The following is a 19,382-nucleotide window of genomic DNA, read 5'->3' on the forward strand; positions in this document are numbered from 1 at the left end:
GGCTATGCTAGGAACTACTCTCCTGAGTGTCAATTCATTTCCCCGATACAGGAGCGATCCTGCAGAAGTCCACCGCGCGAGGTAGCTGGAGATGAAGGACAGCAGCATGGAGGAACGGCCAGATCAGCATGGAGCGGGCTCTCCGTCCTCGGGCGTGACGGACCTGTTCCGCGTCATGAGCGAAGAGAAGCCGCCCGCAGATCCATTTGCCGCGGAAGCCTTCAGTCCTGGAGCAGGTTCAGCCCCCGCTCCGGCGCCAACGCCCGACCCGAACCAGTTCCAGAACTTCACGCAACTGTTAAGGACCATCGAGAGCAAGAGTCCATCGACTCCGCCAGCGCCTGTCTTCGCGCAGCCTTCCGCTGCAACTCCTGTACCTCCGCCGCCTATGGCTTCAGCTGCTCCGGTCGCCTCATCCACACCGGCAGCCGATTCCTTCACGCAGCTGCTCCGCACGATCAATACGCCGGCGGCTCCTGCCGCTCCGCCCATCGCTATAGAGCCCGCGATCGCGCCGCCCGTGGCACAGAGCCAGCCTGCTACGGCGTATCCTCCGGCTCCGCCTGCAGCTCCGGCTCCCGCAGCTCCATCGCCCGGTGGGTACCAGGGATTCACGCAGTTACTCCGCACCCTGGATAGCCCGGCGCCCGCAGCCGCTACACCGGCAGCGCCTGTACCGGTAGTCCCTGCGGCTCCAGCCTTCGTGCCCGCGCCTCCTCCTTACAGCGGTGCACCGGTGGTGCCGGCGGTTCCATTTGCTACCGAACCGCCTCCTCCGGCTGCTAAGGCCGAAGCCCTGGGCTTTACGCAATTGCTGCGGACCCTCGATTCTGCGCCGAAGTCGTCTACCGGCGCGTTCAAGGCGACCGCCCCGATCGAACCTTCGCAATCAAGCAGCGTCAATGCGAGCAGCATGACGCAGCTGCTGGGAGCGCTCGACAAGGCTGTCGCCCCTCCAGCCGTGCGTCCGCTCCCGGTCACGGGTTCGCATCCTCTGGTCGCGCAGGAGCCAGTTGCGGCTGCGCCAGTCCCTCCACCAGCGCCTATGCCTGCGCCGCCAGCATTCACCCCGGCAGCTTCCATTCCAGCCGCACCGTTGGCATCACCACCTCCAGCTGCCGCACCTCCGAGTACGCCTGCCAGCTCCAGCTTTACGCAGCTCTTCAATGCAGGGGATTTTGCCGCACCCTCGGCCCGCGCCAGTAGTCAGGCCGACGCGTTTCCTCCCATTGCTCCAGCAGCGCCGTCAGGGGCAGCGTTTCCGGCGCCGGTGCAGCGCGCTGCGCCTGCCGACGATCCGTTCGCATCCAGGCCCGCGTCTTCGCCTGCCGCTGGAAGTCTCACGCAGCTTCTGAACGTGATGGGGCAGCCGGGAAGTGCGCCGTCGCAAGGCTTTCCCGCGCCGGTTTCGAACCCCGCACCTCCGCCCCCGGCATCCACTGGCGGGTCGGGGCTGACGCAGTTGCTCAGCACTCTGGGCTCGCAATCAGCGCCGTCGCAGCCGTCGTACCCGCCGCAGCAGTCATACACGCCAGCTCCAACGCCGTATACGCCGCCTGTCGCATCCTCGAGTGCCTCGCCAACGGGATCGGGAGGCCTGACTCAGATCCTGCGCACGCTTGAGTCAAAGCAGCCGAGTTCTGCGCCTCCTCCTGCACCGGCCGCTCCGGCATACTCCGCACCTCCGGCTCCTATGCCGTCTGCCGCAGCGCCCTCCTGGCCAGGGCCAACTGCGCCGCAATCGCCCGCTGCGCCGACTTCCTCGTCTTTCGCTGCGGATTCGACGTCGGTCTTCCGCGCACCGGCCGGTGGTCCGTCTATGCCTCCTCCTTCCGCACCTCCAGCAGCGGCTGGTCCGAGTGAGTTCACCCAGATCATCAACATGTCGGCCTTGCGTGAGAGCCAGCGCACGGGCAACACGGGACAGACGCCGAGGCCCCCGGCGGCGAGTGCGGCCGGAGGTGCGTCGCCCGTCATGCCTGCGATGCCGACGATGCCCTCCATGCCAACGATGCCTGCTATGCCCACGATGCCTTCGGGCGGTGGTGGTGGCATGCAGATGCCGCAGGCGCCACAGATGCCTCAAGCCCCGCAGATGCCGATGTACCAGATGCCGCAGATGCAGATGCCACAACCACCGGCGCCGCCAACCCCGGCCGCAGCCCCTCCTTCGGCGATGCAGAAGATGCTGCCGATCCTGCTCATCATCGTGATTGTGCTGCTGGTTGCGATCCTGCTCGCGGTGGTTCTGATGGTGAAGAAGTAAGCTCGATTGAGGCTAAGAAACGGAGAAGGCGCGCCACGGCGCGCCTTCTCCGTTTCTGGTGGCAGACTAGTTCGCGCCGGCGCTGGGAAGCAGCACGATCAGCTCCATCTCCGGCCGGAGGAAGTCCTGCGGCGCGTAGACCGCGAAGTTTCTGGCGCGCTGGATCGACTCCCACACAGGACCGCTCTGCTCCATTGCAAAGTATTGATGGCCGACCTTCAGCGCGATTCCGCGCGGAGGGCGTTGCACATGCGAGAGCTTGAGGCCTGGAAGCGCCTGCCGTACGAGGTGCTCGACGTGCGTCGCGGAGCACACCTTCATCAGCTTCGGTACGCGATCGATGATGTCGGGCTCACGCATGTCCGCTGAGACCGCAAGATACAACCGCGTGTTGTGCAGGTACTCATCTTTGTCGATAGAGGTCGCGTAGATGGAGTCGCGCAGAAACTTGAGCTGCAGTGCAACGAAGTTGGTCGGCACCACAGTGTCGAGCAGGCTGCGGATGATCTCGTCGAGCCGTATGAAACCTGGACCAGGTTCCTCGTGCACGTAGACCGGGAAGTCGCGCGGCACGAGCGTGTTCGAGAACGTCGCCAGGGAGCCAGCCAGGTCTGCCATCTGGGTAAACAGCTGCGCCGGCGAAATACGTTCCGACTCCTGCAGGTGCCGGAAGCCGGGGAGATGCGTGTTCACGGTATAGAGCAGCCAGAACTCCGCAATATCGGAGCTGGAGAAGTCAGCCAGCCTCTGATTTTTCTGCCGGCGATTGCCCGACAATCTTGTGCTGCGTGCCACTAGAATCTCGACGAGTCCGCGGAGTATATTCTCCAGCAGATTACTGGCGCGCACATTGATGAGCGTCGGAACGAAGCTGGGATCAAGAGCAAAGCTCCCCGTGTCCGAGCGGAGCACGCGCGCGCAGGGCATGACGACGAATCCGTCCTGCGGCTGACCCTCAGCGATGAGCTTTAGATTTTTCTGCGCGACCCGCACCGGCTTTTCGCGCATATCTCCGCTGTTCTCGTCTCGAAGCATCTGCTGCTGCGCGGAGAAGCGGGTACTGGGCCCAGGAGCCATCGCCACATTAACACCGCCCGGACGATACTCCGGTATCGCGAGATAGAACGTGCAGGACTTCTGGCCGGGCTCAAAGCATTTTGCCAAAGCACGACCGTCGGGAATAGGATCAGCGCCGGGAAATTCAAAGGGAAGCGAATCGCCAAATACACCGCTTGCTTCGGAGAGTGCGAGATTACCTTCGGAGAGCGCCTTGGCATCGACACGCAGCTGGGAGAAACCCCACGCATTTTCAATCAGAGAGTCGAGATAGAAACGCACCGATTCTTCAACAAATCGCTCCTGGGCCTGCAGGTGCTGCGGCGAGAGAAACGTTCCTTTTGACCAGACGACGGGCTGTAACTGTCGCATTAAGCTTCGGCTCCGTGAAGGCAGGACTGGCGGATGCCAGGGAATTCAGCAGGTGGGCCCAATGTACAACACTGCGCGCACCGGGAGGGAGAAGTTCAGTGCGGAAAGACTTGACGCCATCTCTATTTTGCAGCGAGGATCTCTCCGCGGGTATTTCGCAGGACGCGATGGTCGGGCTACGTCAGTGAAGCTGAACTGTGCCACCAGCAATTGCTACATTTATTTCTCTTTACATGTACGAAATCCTGTGTTTCCTTGAGTAAGTATTTTTCCCGCACGTCTATGGCGCGAAGACTTTTGTCTCGTGCTGCCTCTCAACTCCTCCAGGGGGAAGTATGGCCAACACGCAGCATAAGCTGGACCGGGTGCGTTCACCTCGCGTTCAAATTACCTACGACGTAGAAGTGGGCTCCGCCATCGAGATGAAGGAATTGCCCTTCGTGATGGGAGTTCTCGGTGATCTGACAGGACAGCCGGAGAAGCCTCTGGCTGCATTGAAGGATCGTAAGTTCGTCGAGATCAATCCCGACAACTTTGACCAGGTGTTGAAGGGCATGCAGCCTCATCTGGCGTACTCGGTGGCGAACAAACTCAGCGATGATCCGAACGCTGGCCAGGTTAAGGTCGATCTGCGTTTCGAGAGCATGGAAGACTTCTCTCCGGAGAACGTGGCGAAGCAGGTGAAGCCGCTGAAGGATCTTCTGGATCTCCGCACGCGCCTCTCGGATCTGCGCGGTTCGCTGCAGGGCAACGACAAGCTCGACGAGATGTTGTTCGACGCCGTCTCCAACACGGAGTCCCGCAACAAGCTGCGGTCTGAACTTGGAACCACAGGGGAGGATGGCAATGAGTAATACAGCCAGCCCGGCAGCTGCCGCCGCAGTAGCCGCCGAACAGACACAAGAGTCGTCGACCTCGCTGCTTGATTCGATCGTCGCGACGGGCCGCTTTGATCGCGACACTGCATCGCTGGAGCGTGGCAAGAATCTGGTCAAGGAGTTCGTGGCCCAGGTTCTCGATGGCCACATGTCCCTGTCCAAGGATGCCGAAGTCTCCATCACGGCGCGCATTGCTCAGATCGATCGGCTGATTTCCCTGCAGCTGAACGAGGTCATTCATCACCCTGCCTTCCAGAAGCTGGAAGGAACGTGGCGTGGCATCAAGTACCTGATGGACCAGAGCGAAACCAGCGACATGTTGAAGATCAAGGTCCTCAACGTTTCGAAGAAGGAGCTTCTGCGCGACCTGCAGAAGGCGTCGGAGTTCGACCAGAGCGCTCTGTTCAAAAAGGCTTACGAGGAAGAGTTCGGCGTGTTCGGTGGAGCTCCGTTCGCGGCGCTGGTCGGAGACTACGAGTTTGGACGCGGCCCGGAAGATATCGAGCTGCTGGAGAAGGTTGCCCAGGTTGCCTCTGCGGCGCATGCGCCATTCCTCTCGGCTGCTTCGGCGGAGATGATGAACCTGGCGGACTACACCCAGCTGGGTGCGCCTCGCGATATGAGCAAGGTCTTCGACAGCACAGAGTATGCGAAGTGGAAGAGCTTCCGGAATTCGGATGACTCGCGTTACGTGGCTCTTACTCTCCCTCACGTGCTCATGCGTGATCCGTACGGCAAGGCGACGCGTCCCGTGGAAGCTTTCGACTTCGAAGAAGACGTCGACGGCCGCGATCACTCCAAGTACCTGTGGGGAAATGCTGCCTATGCTCTCGGCGCGAAGTTGACCACCTCCTTCGCCAAGTCCGGATGGTGCTCTTCCATTCGTGGCGTGGAAGGTGGCGGTCTGGTTGAGGGTCTTACGGCCCACAACTTCAAGACCGATGACGGTGACATTGCCCTCAAATGCCCGACGGAGGTTTCGATCACCGACCGGCGCGAGAAGGAACTTGCCGACCAGGGCTTTGTTCCTCTGGTGCATTGCAAGGGCACGGACTACGCTGCATTCTTCAGCGTGCAGACCGTGAACCGGCCCAAGGTCTACGACGACGACAAGGCCAATGCCAATGCAAAGCTGTCGGCGCAGTTGCCCTACATCCTGGCGATGAGCCGGTTTGCGCACTATCTCAAGGCGATGATGCGTGACAAGCTTGGCAGCGCGATGAGCCGCAGCCAGGCTGAGGATTACCTGAACACCTGGGTCCGGCAGTATGTGCTGGCCGACGACAATGCGTCGCAGTCCGCGAAGGCGGAGCGTCCGTTGCGCGAGGCTCGCATCGAGGTCATGGAGGTGCCCGGCAACGCCGGTGCCCTGCGTGCTGTGGCCTTCATGCGTCCGCACTTCCAGCTGGATGAACTCACCGTTTCTCTCCGCCTGGTTGCGGAGCTTCCGGCCCCGGCGAAGTAAGTCACGGGTCGGGCCAAGGGAAGCGAAACTCATAACGTGAACCCTGCCCATGCGCAGGCGAAAAAGGAGATGCATCATGGCGGTAGATTTCTTCCTCAAACTGGATGGAATTGATGGCGAGTCGGCGGACGATAAGCACCCGAAAGAGATCACGGTCATGTCCTTTAGCTGGGGCGGATCGCAGGTGACTTCCGTTTCCGGCTCGGGCGGTTCGGGTGCGGGTAAAGTGAGCCTGGCTGACCTCAGCATCATGAAGAACTATGACGCGGCGAGCACCCCGCTGTTCAAGGCGATGTGTCTGGGCACGCATATCAAGACTGGCGTGTTGACCGCGGTCAAGTCCGGCGCCAACGGAGCTCCCTTCCTCCAGGTAAATCTGGGCGAGTTGTTTGTCACCAGCATTCAGATCAGCGGCTCCAGCGAAATCCCGATGGAATCGGTCTCCTTCAGCTACAACACGATCAAGATGCAGTACTGGCAGCAGGACGAGACGGGCAAGCTCGCGGCTAAGTCGCCGGTGACTTACGATCTGAAGGCGAACAAGGTCAGCTAAGAGGTTCATGACTCCACAGGACCTTTACCGTGCTGGGGAGTTAGACCAGGCAATCAAGGCGCTTGGCGAAGAGCTGCGGTCCGCGCCGCTCGACGCCAAGCGCCGTACTTTCCTGTTCGAACTTCTGTGCTTTGCTGGCGAGTACGACCGCGCTGAGAAGCAACTGGCCGTGCTCGAAAGTCAAAACCCCAAGACGCAGATGGCTTACCTGGTGTATCGGAGTGCGCTGCATGCGGAGCGCACGCGCCAGGAGATGTTCCAGACCGGTGTCCTGCCGGCGTCGGTCGCCAAGATCGCCGCCCAGGGTGGAACCTGGAACGATGAGCCATTTGAATCCTTGCAGGACGCCGATGCCCGTATTGGCGACCATCTGGAGGTGTTTATTGCGGGAAGCTACACCTGGATCCCGACGAGTTATGTGCGTCGACTCGAAATCGAGGCTCCCGTAGCGTTGCGCGACCTGATGTGGGCCCGTGCGCGCATCGAAGCAAGCCCTGAGTTTCGGCTTCAGGATCTTGGTGAAATTCTGCTGCCTGTGCTCGCTCCGCTGAGCTGGACCTCAAGTGATAACTCGGTACGCCTGGGACGGACGAGTGTATGGGAAGACCAGCCGGATGGCAGTGAACGCCTCTTTGGGCAGAAGATGCTGCTGGTGGATGGAGAAGAGATTCCGATACTCGAGTTCCGCAGCCTGGTGTGGAATTCGCCCAAGGGGTCCGAGGACGAGTCGGAAGCAAATCCTGTAGGAGAGCCTGAAGATGCCGCTTCGTGATGATCTGCTGACACCGATCTCAGCCGAGGCGCCATCGGGACCGAATCTCCAGTACGACAAGCTCTTCGACCAGATCAAGGAAGCCCGGCAGGAGGATGATGAGTCCCTTGCTGCCGGCGTCTGGGGCAGAGCGCCGAAGAAGGCAGACCGCAACCTTGTCATCAAGCTTGCGGGCGAAGCGCTTGCGACCAAGACGAAGGATATCCGTCTCGCGGGCTGGTACCTGGAATCTCTCCTGCGGAAGGAGGGCTTCCCTATCCTTCAGCCCGGCCTTACGCTCCTGCGCGAACTCCAGCAGACGTTCTGGGACACAGTCCATCCGCAGCTGGATGAAGACGATCAGAGCCCCGATCTTCGTGTCGGCGCGCTGGAGAGTTCAGCGAACCTGATCGCGTTGTCGATGCGCCAGATCCCGGTGGCACGGGGATTCAACTGGCTTCAGTACCAGGATGCGCGCACCATCGGTACGGAGGAGTCCGCGACTTCCGACGAGCGGCGGGAGATGCGCGAAGACGCTATCGCGCGTGGCCGTCCCACCGAAGAAGATCTGATCAAAGCCATCGAGCTGACCCCGAAGGCGTTCTATAAGGACACGGAGGCTTTGCTGGCCACGGCTCTGGAGGAGCTCGACCAGCTGGATATCTTCCACGAAGAGAAGTATCCCGTGGAGCAGCCTTCGTTTGGAAAGCTGAAGGCGGCGATTGAAGATGTGAAGCGCGTGATCGGGTCGTCGCTGGCTGAAAAGCGCAAGACCGATCCCGATCCGACGGACGCTCCAGTGGTGGAAGAGGAGGTTCTCGAGGACGTCGATCCCTGGGCGAACTTCGATTCGACCTCGTCCGGTGCGGCTGGCGGGGAGGAAACCGCACAGGTCGCGCAGGGAGCGCCTGCTGCAAGAGGGCCACGAGGTGGCGGAATCTCCGTCACGGACCAGCAGAGCGCCTATGCGGCGGTACTGGCGGCTGCAGAGTTCCTGCGCAACGAAGATAACTATTCGCCCATCCCCTACCTGCTCTGTTCTTCGCTTCGCCTGGGCGAGACGCGTCATGCGGACATTGACGACTACACGTTTGCGGTAGCGCCTCCTACGGAAACCCGGCAGCAGCTTCGCCGTCTGGCGAATGAGTCAGGCTGGGATGAGCTGATGCAGGTGGGGCTCAAGGCGCTGGCGGAGCCATGCGGTCGTGTATGGCTCGATGTGCAGCGGTATCTCTGGCGGGCGGCCCAGGAGATGGGCCAGTACGACGTCGCAGCTGCGGTCATCAGCACGGTCCGCGGCCTGTTGCAGGACAAGCCGGGCGTTCGCCGCATCACGCTGAACGATGACACTCCCGCGGCCAATCCCGAGACGCAGCAGTGGCTCGATACCGAGGTGTTTCCGCCGGCGCCCGAAGTGGTTGTCTCGGAGGATGCGAGCGAGGCCGAGGAGACACCTCGTTATGAGCCGGTCCCTGCTGTGGCTGCGGCAGCGGACGAAGCTCCGGATGTCTATCGGACCGCGCTGGATATCCTGAAGCAGGGAAGAGTGAACGAAGCGATCACGCTGCTGGTGCGAGACTCCGAACTGCAACCCAGCGGACGAATGCGCTTCCAGCGCCGTGTGCAGATGGCTCAGCTTTGTCTTGCGGCCGACAAGTCTGCGGTTGCTTATCCGGTGTTGCTCGATCTGTCGAGTGAGATGGAACGGCGGTCACTCGAGAGTTGGGAGGCGGCTGAGATGCTGGCCCAGCCGCTGAGCCTGCTGCTGCGATGCATGGATGCGCGCAAGGCCAGCAGCGAGGAGAAGGAAGTCATCTTTTCGCGGTTGTGCCGCCTCGATCCCGAAGCAGCCCTCAGCATCCGCCACTAACGACGCAAACGCACCGGAGGGGATATGGCACCGAGAGGACGGACAGACACGCCGGTTACGCAGTCGCTGTTGGATCGGCTGGACACGGGCTTTGAGGCTCCGACCTCGCGCGCCGCGTCGATCGCCGTCTTCAAAGCGGGGATCCGGCGGGATATCGAGTGGCTGTTGAATACGCGGCGTACCGGCGAGGATTCGCTGGAGCGGTGTCCGCAGGCCTTGAACTCTGTAGCCACCTATGGACTGCCGGACATCGCTGAATTAGGCGCGGGCGTCGTTGGCCCAACGCAGGTGCTCGAGTCGATTCGCTCGACGCTGAAGGTGCACGAGCCCCGCATCCGCGATCCCCGAATCACTCTGATCCGCGAGGACAAGCTGAGGCGCAGCTTTCGCTTTCACGTAGAAGGCACGGTGATGATCGAAAACAGCGAGGAAGACATCAGCTTCGATACGTTGCTGGACACCGTCAACGGAGAGTTTACCGACCCAACCCGCGGCGACATCCGGCGCGGGTGAGGACTTAGGAGAGCATGCGCGAGGAGCTTCGAGAATATTACGAAAATGAGCTCACTTATCTTCGCCGGATGGGCGGGGATTTCGCGCGCCGATATCCGGGAATCGCGAGCCGGCTGACACTTAGTGGCGACGCTTGCGTGGATCCCCACGTGGAGCGCCTGCTGGAGGGGGTGGCCTTCATGGCGGCGCGTGTTCATCGCCGCCTGGACGACGACTTTCCCCTGCTCAGCGAGTCTCTGCTGAACCTGCTCTATCCCACGTTCCTGCGGCCTGTGCCGTCGATGACCATTGTGGAGTGCACGCCCGATCCTGCGCTGGGAAAGAAGACGGCGGGCATGCGAATCCCCAAGGGAACGCAGATGGTGTCGCGTCCTGTGGACCGTGTGCAGGTGGACTTCCGTACCGCGTACGACGTGGACCTGTGGCCGTTTTCGGTGACCCAGGCGGAGTGGCGCATGCCGGAACAGCTTCCGCGCCAGCCTCGACCCACAGGTGGTCGTCAGGCTTCGGCCGCAGCAAGGTTGCGTCTCACCTGCCTGCCGGACGTCAACTTCAGCGGCCTGCCGATGACCAGGCTGCGCTTCTATCTGGCAGGCGATTCACCGGTCGTGTATGCGCTTTACGAGTTGCTGTCCGGCAACTGCATCGAGATCCAGATACACGAGCTTGGTGGGGAGAGGCGAGTGATCGTCCTCGATCCGAGCTGCCTGAAGCCGGTGGGATTCTCTCCTGAGGACTGCCTGCTGCCGTATGACCGGCGATCGATGGACGGCCATCGGCTCCTGCAGGAGTACTTTGCGCTGCCGGAGAAGTTCCTCTTCTTCGATCTCTCCGGCCTCGAAGAGCTCTCGAACACGGACTTCGGCAACGAGGTCGACATCATCCTGCTGTTCTCGCGGTTCGAGCGTTCCGAGCGGCACCAGATCCTGGAACGGAACCTCAACGAGACGACGTTCCGGTTGAGCTGTACGCCCGCGATCAACCTGTTTGAAAAGGTGGCTGAACCGATTCAGCTCTCGCAGCGCCGCGGGGCCTATACCGTTGTCCCGGACACGCGCGCAGGCGATTCGATTGAGGTGTATTCGATCGATGAGGTTCACGGCACGAACGTCCGCATGGGCGAGACCATGAAGCTGGAGCCCATCTTCGGGTATCGATTCCAGACCCGGTCGGAGAACCGGCTGGCGTTCTGGAGCGCCTCAAGGCAGCGCAGCGAGCTGGGCGAGTCGACGCCTACCCATGTCAGTCTGTCGGTGGTAGACATCAACGGCGAGCTGACCGATCCACGCTTCGAGTCGCTTACCGTTCGCACGACCTGCACGAACTTCGATCTGCCGACCCGCCTGCCGGTGATGATTGCCGACGGCGACCTTCGGGCGCCGACGTTTCCTGCGGCGAAGAAGATCTCGTGCCTGCGCAAACCGACGGACTCGTACTCGCCGCCCACGGGACCGGGGCAGGTCTGGCGGCTTATCTCACTGCTCTCGCTGAACTATCTCTCGCTGAGCGAAGAGGGCAAGGGAGCGCTGCAGGAGATTCTGCGGCTGCATAACTTTACCGGAGCGACGACGACCGAAAACCAGATCGGCGCGATCCAGAAACTCACCGTCTCTCCGCACTTCGCCATGGTCGCGTCGGACTACGGGCTGATGCCGGCGAGAGGGAATGCAATTCTGGTGGAGCTCGATGAGCAGCAGTTTGCCGGCGGAAGCGCGTATCTTTTCGCTGCGGTGCTGGAGCAGTTCTTCTCGGGCTATGCTTCCGTGAACAGCTTTGCGCAGACCACGGCACGTACCAATCTGCGAAAGGAGAACCTGCAGGCATGGAGACCACGGTCGGGACGACAGACGTTGTTGTAATCGACCCTTCGGAGCCGCCTGCCTGGCAGCGCGATCCGTTCGGTACCTTGCGCGAGATGCTGCAGGAGCAGGGTTTCCTGTTCGAGTTCTTCCAGGCCGTGAGGCTCCTTCAGCTCATGCACCCGGCGCAGAAGCCCGTCGGCTACTTTCACTCGCCGAACCACGAGGTGTTGCGGTTCTCCTCGGTGTCGACGCTCGCATTTCCTCCCAGTCAGCTGGCAACAGTTGAGAAGGACGAGCATGGGCAGTACCACATGCGGGTTCACTTCATGGGCCTGACTGCGACGATTTCGGTGATGCCGGATGCCTACGTGGAGCACATGCTCCGCATCCAGCGCGAAGGGGATAAGGCCACCGCCGAGTTCTTCGACATCTTCAACCATCGACTGATCTCGCTGTTCTATCGCGGATGGGAGAAGTATCGGTTTTACATCGGCCTGGAGAGCGGACGCCCTGACAGCTTGTCGCCGCGTCTGTATGATCTGCTGGGTCTGGGCACAGAGGGGCAGCGGAACCGTGGAGTTCTTCCGGATGAAGCGTATCTGTCTTATGCCGGTCTGCTTGCACGTCACGTTCGATCCGCGGAGTCGCTGCGGCAGATTCTGGAGGACTACTTCGAAGTCCAGGTAGCGGTGCATCAGTTTGCGGGTACCTGGCGTCGGCTTCCGGAGCAGGATCGAAGCGAGTTGAACGGCACGGGGCAGGATTCGGAGTTGCTCGGAGTGGGCACCATCATCGGGGAAGAGGTGTGGGATCATCATGGGCGCATTCGCGTGACTCTCGGCCCGATGGAGTTTGATCGCTACGTCAAGTTTCTTCCAGGGAACGATGCGTACCTGATGTTGCGTGACTGGATCCAGTTTTATTCGTCGGGCCAATACGAAGCAGAGATACAACTGGTGCTTGTGGCAAAGGATGCACCCGGAGTGCAGCTGGGAGTTCGAGGGCAGGATGAGCCGCGCCTCGGCCTGGTGAGCTGGTTGAAGACCAGGCCCCTCGCGGGCGATCCAGGGGATGCAATCTTCCTGCTGACATAGCAAAGGCACTGTTCGCCAGCGGGCCAGTTCGTCGCAAGAGTGGGATCACGATCGAAGGGGAGAGGAACTGAAGTGAGCCTGAATCTGAAGTCGCTGATTAGCAAGTTGAACGACACGACCCGGAGCGCCCTTGAGGCGGCTGCCGGACTTTGCGTGTCCCGTGCGCACTATGACATCGAGATCGAGCACTATCTGCTCAAGACGCTCGAGTCGAGTGACAACGACATCGCCGCAATTCTCCGGCACTACGGCATCGACAAGTCGCGCCTGACAGCTGACCTGCAGCGAAGCCTGGACAAGCTGAAGAGCGGCAATGCGCGCTCGCCGGCATTCAGCCCGCTGCTGGTGAAGACGCTCAGCGAAGCCTGGACGCTGGCGTCGATCGAGTTCGATGCGGGCTCGATCCGTACGGGCCTGACGCTGCTCGCGCTGCTCTCGAACGAGGAGCTGGCTCGCGTGCTGCGTGAGACCACGACTGAGCTGCGCAAGGTCGAAGCGGAGGGCCTTCGCGTCGCGTTCTACGACATCGTGTCGAATTCGGCCGAGCGTCAGTCGCCTCTCGGTGCGAGCGTTGCTTCGGGTGGTCCCGTCAGCACGTCCGGTCCCAGCGGAGCGGCATCGCCTTCGGGCGGCAAGACGCCGCACCTCGACCAGTACACGGTGAACCTGACGGCGAACGCCAAGGCAGGCAAGATCGATCCGGTGTTGGGCCGCGATGCCGAAGTGCGCCAGATGATCGATATCCTGATGCGCCGCCGCCAGAACAACCCTATCCTCACCGGCGAGGCCGGCGTGGGCAAGACGGCCGTTGTGGAAGGCTTCGCCAACCGCGTGGCCGAGGGCGATGTGCCCCCGGCGCTGCAGGGCGTGCAGCTGCACTCGCTCGATCTCGCTCTGCTGCAGGCAGGAGCCAGCGTCAAGGGCGAGTTTGAGAACCGCCTCAAAGGGCTCATCAACGAGGTCAAGAGCTCGACGGCGAAGATCATCCTCTTCATCGACGAAGCGCACACCATGATCGGAGCCGGAGGACAGGCCGGACAGAACGATGCTGCCAACCTGCTGAAGCCGGCGCTCGCCCGTGGTGAGCTGCGGACCATCGCCGCCACGACCTGGAGCGAGTACAAGAAGTACTTCGAGAAGGACCCCGCACTGGCCCGCCGCTTCCAGGTGGTGAAGGTGGAGGAGCCGACCGAAGAGGTGTGCTGCACGATGCTGCGTGGCATCGTAAGCTCGCTGGAGAAGCACCACAACCTGCGCATCCTCGACGAGGCGATTACCTCGACCGTGAAGCTTTCGCACCGTTATCTTGCGGGACGCCAGTTGCCGGACAAGGCGGTCAGCGTGCTGGACACGGCATGCGCGCGCTTGTCGCTGGGACAGAACTCGCAGCCGCCGACCCTCGAAGAGGTCTCGCGTCGCATCGATAGTCTTCACGTCCAGCGTCGCATCCTGGAGCGTGAGACAGCGATCGGCGCCAACCACGATGAGCGGATCGCGGCCATCGACAAGGACATTGCCATCTGCGACGAAGAGAAGAAGATTCTCGAAGGGCAGTGGGAGAAAGAGAAGGGAATCGTCTCCGAAATTCGCAGCATCCAGGCCACGCTGGAAGATGCGGTCTCGAAGAAGGAAGCTGCTCCGGAAGGCGCGAAGGAACGGCTTTCTGCGCTGGAAAAGGAGTTGATCGACCTCCAGGGCGAGACGGGCATGATGCGCGTTGCGGTCGATGCGCAGATCGTCGGCGAAGTCATCAGTGCATGGACGGGTATCCCTCTCGGCAAAATGATGAAGGACGAGATCGAGACGGTTCTCTCGCTCGATGTGCACCTGAAGAAGAAGGTCATCGGTCAGGACCACGCGCTGGAAGCCATCTCGCAGCGCATCATCACTTCGCGCGCGAACATGGACGATCCGGTCAAGCCTGTTGGCGTGTTCATGCTGGTCGGGCCCAGCGGCGTCGGCAAGACGGAGACCGCGATCGCACTGTCGGATCTGCTCTTCGGCGGCGAGCGGAACATGATCACGATCAACATGTCGGAGTTCCAGGAAGCGCACACGGTGTCGACCCTCAAGGGTTCGCCTCCGGGCTATGTGGGCTACGGCGAAGGTGGTGTGCTGACGGAAGCCGTACGGCGCCGGCCTTACTCCGTCGTGCTGCTGGACGAGGTGGAAAAGGCGCATCCCGACGTGCTGGAACTGTTCTTCCAGGTCTTCGACAAGGGCCGCATGGAAGATGGTGAAGGGCGCGAGATCGACTTCCGCAACACGGTCATCATCCTGACCAGCAATGCTGCGACGGACACGCTGATGAAGCTTACAGCGGATCCCGAGACGATGCCGAACGGAGATGGCCTTCTGCTGGCGATGAAGCCGGAGCTGAATGCCATCTTCAAGCCCGCGTTCCTCGGAAGAATGCTCGTCGTACCGTACTTCCCGGTGCGCGATGAGAATCTGAAGAAGATCATCCGCTTGAAGCTGGGCAAGATTCAGCGCCGTCTCCTCGAAACTCATCACATTGAGATGGGTTACGACGACGCTTTGCTGAACGGGGTTGCGGACCGTTGCACCGAGGTGGAGAGTGGCGCCCGCAACGTCGACAACATTCTGTCCAACACGCTGCTTCCGGAGATGAGTCGCCAGATTCTGGGCCGCCTCGCTTCGGGTACCTCCGCCGCTTCAGTCAACGTAACGATTGATGACGGTAAGTTCGCATACGTCTGGGGATAGGCTGAAGGTTCGGTCAACCGCAGCCTGGAAGAGAGGCAATCATGCCGTACAAACAAGCCGATAGACTCATGCAGTTTGCCAGCGTGCTCGGTCAGGACGATCTCCTGATCGATTCGCTGGAGGGCGTCGAGGGCATGTCGCGCCTGTTCGATTTCCAGGTGGAACTGCTGGTAGAAGCCGGAGAGACGGTGAACCCTGTGGCCTTGGTGGGAACCAAGGCCACGATCGCCATCAAGACCGTGGATTCGGACGATCCGCGTTATATCAACGGCCTGATTGCAGCGTTTGAGCAGACCAGCGGCGACGAAAACTTCGACAACTATCGCGCCCACATCGTGCCTTCGATGTGGCAGCTGACATTGACCTCCGGCTGCCGCGTCTTTCAAAACCAGACGCCGATGGACATCATCAAGAAGGTGCTGAAGCAGTACAGCCTGAGCCTCAAGGATCAGACGGACGGTGGCGCTCCTTCGCTTGATTACTGTACGCAGTACAACGAGTCCGACTTTGCGTTTGTGAGCCGTATTGCTGAGAAGTACGGCATCTACTATTGGTTCGACCATGAAAACGGCGACCACACGGTGGTCTTCGGAAACTCCACCACCGGCTATGATCCCGATCCGGTCAAGGTCGAATACGCGGCACAGGGACAGAACTCCGAACAGCTCTATCGCGCTCTCGTCACTGACATCCGGGCCACGGCGGTAATGGTCTCGGGTAAGTACAGCTATCGCGACTATGACGTCTCGGCCCGTCAGGCGATGGAGGTCGGCCCCGAGCTCAGCAAACAGGTGGCCGGCAAGAACATGTTCGAGGTCTACGCCTACCCTGCTGAAGGCAATGCGGCGATCAAGCAACTCGGCGATATTCCCGAGGTGAAGACCAAGTCCAAGACAGGGGATGTTCTCATTGCAGAGCGCGATGCCGGCGATGTTGGCTTCAACACGTTTCATGGCTCGATGACTGCGCGGAACTTCTATCCGGGCGGCCTCTTCACGCTGGGATCGCATCCTCGAGGTGACTGGAACCGCGACTACCTGCTCACCGAGGTGATTCACCATGTGCGGCAGTCTCCGGGCTATCTAAGCAACGAACACGAAGCGAATCCGTACGCCGGCCGCTTCACCGCGATCGAGAGCAACCGCCTCTTTCGCCCGGTCGCACGCACGCCAAAGCCGGTGATCGCGGGTCCGCAGTCCGCTCTGGTCGTCACTCCGTCGGGAGAAGATCTGTATGTCGACAAGCTGGGCAGGGTCTGCGTGCAGTTCCTTTGGGACCGCGAGCGTAAGCCTGACACGCTGGACAACACCTGGGTCCGTGTCGCGCAGCCCTGGGCCGGCAGCGGCTGGGGATCGTACTTCTGGCCTCGCAAGAACGACGAAGTGCTGATCCAGTTCATGAGCGGCGATCCGGACGCGCCGGTCGTGATCGGTTCGGTGTACAACGGCGTGAATGTCCCGAAGTATGCTCTGCCGGATATGAGTACGCGGTCAGGCTTCCTCACGCGCAGCGTCAAGGAGGGCGGGGCGTCCAACGCGAATGAGCTTCGCTTCGAAGACAAGAAGGGAAGCGAGCAGATCTTTCTCAACGCCGAGATGGACATGGACCACCGCATCGAGAACGATCTGCGGACCTACGTCATGGGGCAGGAGTCCCGCATCGTCGACAAGGATCAGCTGGAGCAGGTTGGCGGCAATTACAACCGCAGCATTAAGGGCGATGCGGTGGAGTCCACAACCGGCAAACAGGACGTGCAAATTACGGGGAACGTCTCGCACAAGTACAACGCGAACTATGGCCGTGAGGTCTCCGGCGATGTGCTGGAGAAGATCGATGGCAAGCTCGGCGTGAAGGTCACCGGCGCCGTCGCGCAGCAGTACGACGACAGCATGTCGTTGAAGATTGCCCAGAACCTCGGCGAAAAAGTAGGCATGAACTATGCGCTCGATGCCGGGATGGAGGCTTACATCAAGGGCGGCATGAGCGTGACGATCGAGGCAGGATTGGAGCTCACGCTGAAGGCTGCGGGTGGTTTCATCACGATTGGGCCTGCGGGCGTGGCCATCTCCGGCACGATGGTGCTGATCAACAGCGGTGGTGCGGCCGGTTCAGGCTCGCCCCCAACCATTACCGAGCCAGACGCACCCACGGCACCCACGGCGCCCAAGGATCCCGACAAGGCCGACGATGGGACCAAGGGCGGCAAGATGTAGCGCGACCCCACTGATTCTCTCCACGAGGCGCAATGTGAACCTGGCGGTGAGGTTTGACGCAAGCAGCAGGACAACCCGAGGCGGTCTGGAATTACCCCCGCGTGGGACGGTGGGGAATTACTGTCCTGCCCGAGGGATGGGTGATCGTCCCGAACCTGGGGGCACGCCAGTTCTCGCAGGATCCTCGCGCGATTGTAAGCAGCATCGTGCTGTCGCACGACCCGTTGCCGCCCGGCAAGACACTCCTCGAGTACATGACCACGCAGCGGACCATGATCGCGGCGAGCTATCCCGAGGCGCAGATCGCCGGGCCGCAGCCGTCGCCGTTCCCCAACGCCGAAGAAGGCTTTCTTCTGCTGGTGCGCCATCGCGTGCCCATGGGCATGGACATGCTGCACGTGCAGAACTACGTGCGCGTCGGGACCTGGATCGGAATCGTCACGCTCACGGTCGCCGAACCGATGCTGCGGACCATACGCCCGGACCATGATGCGTTTGTGAAGGGGTTGTGTATTCTGCCGCCCGAACCACCAGCGCCCCCACAGCAACTGCAGTAGAAGACCCGAAGAAGCGCAGAAGACGACCACGAGGAAAGGAGGAACCCGATGCCGCCAGCAGCCCGATTGGGAGACATGCACGTCTGCCCGATGGTCACACCCGGAGTCCCTCCGATCCCACACGTAGGCGGTCCGATTCTTCCGCCTTGCGAACCGACCGTCTTGATTGGCTTCATGCCTGCCGCTCGCGCGACAGATATGGCGGTGTGTGTCGGCCCCCCGGATACGATCGCGATGGGATCTCCGACCGTGCTGATCGGCTACCTGATGGCCGCGCGCCTCGGCGATCCTACGATGCACGGCGGCGTCATCGTGATCGGCTGCCCGACGGTGATGATCGGCGAAGCGGGCGGTGGTGGGGGTGGCGCTGGCGGCGGAGGCGGCGCGGGTGGAGCGGCATCCATCAGCATCGGCCTGACGCAGAGCCAGGCGGACACTCCGATCGTCGAGAACACGTCGAAGTACTCCACCGCAAACTCAGCGGGCGCGGCGCTTGCGCCTGAATCTGAGACGCCGATCCAAAGGGCGCAGAAGATCAAAGTGATCTGCGCCGCCTACGGCATCAATGATCCGATAGACCAGGAGAGCCATGTCGACGGTGCCGACCTTGACAAGCCAGTAACTGTCGAGACGTTGAAGAAGGGTGATACGTTCGACGTGTGGGTGCGCGACGGAGGCAAGCCAAATATGTATGCCACCGAGCCCGGGACCGACCCAAAGACGATCGGGATTATCGTCGAGGGGCGACACCTTGAGCGGTACGAGGTGCAGCAAGATATCAAAGTGGTAAAGTCCACAGCGAAGGATTTCGACAACGGCAAGGTTGAGGGCGTGGGTGGCAAGGGCGGGGGACCGCAGTACATCCTGGAGCCGGGCTGGCAGAAATCGGTGAAGCAGATATGACGCAAGCGATTTTCGTACCGAAGGTCAACGTGGTGGCGGCGATTGATCGTGTCATCGCGTGGTGTATTGAGTCTCAGGCAAGGACTCCGGATGCAGCGGTTGAGGAAGAGATCAAAGACCTCCAGATCTTGCGGCTGCAGGTTCAGCAGGAGTGGCCTCTCTCGCAGGGTGTGAAGGAGACCATCAAGATCGGACCCTTCGCAGTAAAGAACATTGCTGACTGGAATACAGGATTGTCGAAGGCTCTTACAATCCTGCACCATGTCCTGAAGCATGATGGAGATTCCATCGGCAGGCTCGGGACATAGAGTTGTGTTCGCCGCGTACCATGGAGTTTGAAATCGTCGTCTCAACCGTATGAG

General features: G+C 61.1%; 15 protein-coding genes. 14 read left to right on the forward strand and 1 reads right to left on the reverse strand.

Going from position 1 to position 19,382, the window contains the following annotated elements:
• Positions 1–91 precede the first annotated feature (91 nt).
• Positions 92–2,266 carry a hypothetical protein gene (locus C4S68_RS23805; protein WP_146072168.1) on the forward strand — a complete coding sequence of 725 codons (2,175 nt, stop codon included), beginning with the start codon at positions 92–94 and terminating at the stop codon, positions 2,264–2,266.
• A 66-nt stretch (positions 2,267–2,332) separates the two neighbouring features.
• On the opposite strand, the gene tssK is transcribed toward C4S68_RS23805, so the two are convergent.
• On the reverse strand, positions 2,333–3,694 hold the full coding sequence (gene tssK, locus C4S68_RS15165; protein ID WP_103933925.1) for a type VI secretion system baseplate subunit TssK: 1,362 nt from the start codon (positions 3,692–3,694) through the stop codon (positions 2,333–2,335).
• Between the two features lie 335 nt (positions 3,695–4,029).
• On the opposite strand from tssK, the gene tssB reads away from it, so the two are divergent.
• From tssB to C4S68_RS15230, 13 genes are all read left to right on the forward strand, one after another.
• Positions 4,030–4,548, forward strand: coding sequence for a type VI secretion system contractile sheath small subunit (gene tssB, locus C4S68_RS15170; protein WP_103933926.1), 519 nt, complete (start codon positions 4,030–4,032; stop codon positions 4,546–4,548).
• A complete protein-coding gene (tssC, locus tag C4S68_RS15175; protein ID WP_103933927.1) occupies positions 4,541–6,037 on the forward strand; it encodes a type VI secretion system contractile sheath large subunit in 1,497 nt (498 codons plus the stop codon). Before tssB ends, tssC begins: the two co-directional genes overlap by 8 nt.
• A gap of 76 nt (positions 6,038–6,113) precedes the next feature.
• Entirely contained in the window at positions 6,114–6,590 is a 477-nt protein-coding gene (locus tag C4S68_RS15180) for an Hcp family type VI secretion system effector (RefSeq protein WP_103933928.1), read from the forward strand.
• Positions 6,591–6,597: 7 nt separating this feature from the next.
• Positions 6,598–7,362: a type VI secretion system accessory protein TagJ gene (locus C4S68_RS15185; protein ID WP_103933929.1), complete on the forward strand. Its 765-nt coding sequence runs from the start codon at positions 6,598–6,600 to the stop codon at positions 7,360–7,362.
• Positions 7,349–9,211, forward strand: coding sequence for a type VI secretion system protein TssA (gene tssA / locus C4S68_RS15190; protein ID WP_103933931.1), 1,863 nt, complete (start codon positions 7,349–7,351; stop codon positions 9,209–9,211). Before C4S68_RS15185 ends, tssA begins: the two co-directional genes overlap by 14 nt.
• A 24-nt stretch (positions 9,212–9,235) precedes the next feature.
• On the forward strand, positions 9,236–9,724 hold the full coding sequence (gene tssE / locus C4S68_RS15195; protein ID WP_103933932.1) for a type VI secretion system baseplate subunit TssE: 489 nt from the start codon (positions 9,236–9,238) through the stop codon (positions 9,722–9,724).
• A gap of 14 nt (positions 9,725–9,738) precedes the next feature.
• The gene (gene tssF / locus C4S68_RS15200) at positions 9,739–11,583 is read left to right on the forward strand and encodes a type VI secretion system baseplate subunit TssF (RefSeq protein WP_103933933.1); all 1,845 of its coding nucleotides are present in this window, start codon (positions 9,739–9,741) and stop codon (positions 11,581–11,583) included.
• Positions 11,547–12,620 carry a type VI secretion system baseplate subunit TssG gene (gene tssG, locus C4S68_RS15205; protein ID WP_103933934.1) on the forward strand — a complete coding sequence of 358 codons (1,074 nt, stop codon included), beginning with the start codon at positions 11,547–11,549 and terminating at the stop codon, positions 12,618–12,620. Before tssF ends, tssG begins: the two co-directional genes overlap by 37 nt.
• Positions 12,621–12,692: 72 nt before the next feature.
• Entirely contained in the window at positions 12,693–15,347 is a 2,655-nt protein-coding gene (tssH, locus tag C4S68_RS15210) for a type VI secretion system ATPase TssH (RefSeq protein WP_103933935.1), read from the forward strand.
• Positions 15,348–15,388: 41 nt separating this feature from the next.
• Entirely contained in the window at positions 15,389–17,560 is a 2,172-nt protein-coding gene (locus tag C4S68_RS15215) for a type VI secretion system Vgr family protein (RefSeq protein ID WP_235011622.1), read from the forward strand.
• Between the two features lie 53 nt (positions 17,561–17,613).
• Entirely contained in the window at positions 17,614–18,117 is a 504-nt protein-coding gene (locus C4S68_RS15220; RefSeq protein WP_146072169.1) for a DcrB/PsbP domain-containing protein, read from the forward strand.
• A gap of 90 nt (positions 18,118–18,207) precedes the next feature.
• Positions 18,208–19,020: a PAAR domain-containing protein gene (locus C4S68_RS23245; RefSeq protein ID WP_268807291.1), complete on the forward strand. Its 813-nt coding sequence runs from the start codon at positions 18,208–18,210 to the stop codon at positions 19,018–19,020.
• Positions 19,017–19,328: a hypothetical protein gene (locus C4S68_RS15230; RefSeq protein ID WP_103933940.1), complete on the forward strand. Its 312-nt coding sequence runs from the start codon at positions 19,017–19,019 to the stop codon at positions 19,326–19,328. Before C4S68_RS23245 ends, C4S68_RS15230 begins: the two co-directional genes overlap by 4 nt.
• Positions 19,329–19,382 lie beyond the last annotated feature (54 nt).

Source organism: Bryocella elongata (assembly GCF_900108185.1).
GTDB lineage: Bacteria > Acidobacteriota > Terriglobia > Terriglobales > Acidobacteriaceae > Granulicella > Granulicella elongata.

Coding starts and splice junctions, on each gene's coding strand:
- tssA (WP_103933931.1), top strand. CDS start 7,349: ATGCCGCTTCGTGATGATCTGCTGACACCGATCTCAGCCGAGGCGCCA.
- C4S68_RS15180 (WP_103933928.1), top strand. CDS start 6,114: ATGGCGGTAGATTTCTTCCTCAAACTGGATGGAATTGATGGCGAGTCG.
- C4S68_RS15230 (WP_103933940.1), top strand. CDS start 19,017: ATGACGCAAGCGATTTTCGTACCGAAGGTCAACGTGGTGGCGGCGATT.
- tssE (WP_103933932.1), top strand. CDS start 9,236: ATGGCACCGAGAGGACGGACAGACACGCCGGTTACGCAGTCGCTGTTG.
- tssG (WP_103933934.1), top strand. CDS start 11,547: ATGGAGACCACGGTCGGGACGACAGACGTTGTTGTAATCGACCCTTCG.
- tssK (WP_103933925.1), bottom strand. CDS start 3,694: ATGCGACAGTTACAGCCCGTCGTCTGGTCAAAAGGAACGTTTCTCTCG.
- C4S68_RS23805 (WP_146072168.1), top strand. CDS start 92: ATGAAGGACAGCAGCATGGAGGAACGGCCAGATCAGCATGGAGCGGGC.
- C4S68_RS15185 (WP_103933929.1), top strand. CDS start 6,598: ATGACTCCACAGGACCTTTACCGTGCTGGGGAGTTAGACCAGGCAATC.
- tssF (WP_103933933.1), top strand. CDS start 9,739: ATGCGCGAGGAGCTTCGAGAATATTACGAAAATGAGCTCACTTATCTT.
- C4S68_RS15215 (WP_235011622.1), top strand. CDS start 15,389: ATGCCGTACAAACAAGCCGATAGACTCATGCAGTTTGCCAGCGTGCTC.
- tssB (WP_103933926.1), top strand. CDS start 4,030: ATGGCCAACACGCAGCATAAGCTGGACCGGGTGCGTTCACCTCGCGTT.
- C4S68_RS23245 (WP_268807291.1), top strand. CDS start 18,208: ATGGTCACACCCGGAGTCCCTCCGATCCCACACGTAGGCGGTCCGATT.
- tssC (WP_103933927.1), top strand. CDS start 4,541: ATGAGTAATACAGCCAGCCCGGCAGCTGCCGCCGCAGTAGCCGCCGAA.